The following is a 1,346-nucleotide window of genomic DNA, read 5'->3' as shown; positions in this document are numbered from 1 at the left end:
GCTGCATACCGGAGAGGCGACGCCTTTGAACGCCGCAAACAGATAATGCAGCAATGGACAGACTTCCTGATCATCGCCAACGACAACGAATACCGCACACAATGGGAAAGATTTGTTGCCTAATAACCGTTTATCGCGAATAACTATTGCTGTGGATAACCTTTAGAATGGCCCGCCTTTCGGGCCATTTTTTTTGACTATACATGCCTAGCCGTGATCGATTGCGGTTGCTGCGTCGAGGACACGCGCAGCCAAGTGCGCCAGAGCGAGGATACGCGATGGGCGCATGGGTCGGATGGCCCAGCCCTTAGACAGGGTGACCGTGGGTGGATGCCTGCAAATCCTTCAATTTCATAGATAAATTGGAACGCACCCATGCAGGATGCCTTGGTTCTACTCACGCGCGATCAGCTATGCGCATTGCTCCACATTTCCGATACTTCGCGCCAGCGGCTCGAAAAACATGATCCCGCTTTTCCACCCAAGTTGAAGATTGGGACGCGCAAAGTCGGCTATCTGCGCACTGATGTGCTCGACTATCTGCAAAAGCAGCGAGCAAACGCAGCTTAATGGCTAGTTCGAATGATTAGCACGGCGATCAGGCGAACAGCCTGCGCCCGGAATATCGCACAGTTTCAATGACATAATGATCCACGGTTCGAAGGAGCAACGCTCCGTCGCACCCAGAAAAACCCGGCTCGCGTTGGATGCGCGAAAGCCGGGCTGAAAGGTACTAGGAATGAATACCTATATAACGCCAGCCAGTCCCGCTGGCAATAGTAACCGCGCCGCCGCGCTGGTTGGCAGCGGCTTTGCGGTCTTTCCTCTCACCGCCAATCGGCTTCCGTTCTCGAATGAAAGCGTTGCAACCGCCCTAGGTGTCCCACAGCCCCAAAAAGGGCAGGGTGGCGCTAAGCTGGCAACGCGAGACCAGACCGCAATTGCGCGGCTCTGGACGGCGTTTCCAGACGCCCTGATCGGTATTGCGACCGGAACGCCATCGGGCGACCTAATCGCCCTGGACGTTGACCGGAAGAATGGGAAAGACGGTTTGCGATCTMTCGCCGCATTGAATTTGTGGCCACCGGCGACAGCCTGGCAGCAAACYCCATCAGGCGGTTATCACTACTTGTACCGCTCTCCAGCCGGGCAGCGATTGCCGACCGATGTAGGCGAGCTAGGAGAGGGATTAGATCGGCGCGGCGATGGCGGCTACATTGTCGATTATGGCTTTGACCTTGCCGCACCTGTTGCGATGGCTCCCGAATGGCTGTTGGCGGCCGGCGCACCGCGTGCCAACGGCGACCGCAAGCCACTCGGCACTGATCGAGCACCGACGATCACAC

Annotated in this window: 2 protein-coding genes; both read left to right on the top strand. The window is 56.8% G+C overall.

Annotated features, from left to right (window positions below; genetic code table 11):
- Positions 1-375: 375 nt before the first annotated feature.
- Positions 376-570 (top strand): helix-turn-helix transcriptional regulator, encoded by a 195-nt coding sequence (locus AC1DX0_RS35915; protein ID WP_477220593.1) that lies wholly within the window; start codon positions 376-378, stop codon positions 568-570.
- Positions 571-739: 169 nt separating this feature from the next.
- On the top strand, positions 740-1,346 hold a 607-nt coding region (locus AC1DX0_RS35910; RefSeq protein WP_477359240.1), incomplete at its 3' end, for a bifunctional DNA primase/polymerase.

This window comes from Mesorhizobium sp. P3_A9 (assembly GCF_056402975.1).
The sequence above is the reverse complement of the archived record's forward strand: the minus strand, read 5'-3'. Positions and strand labels throughout refer to the sequence as shown.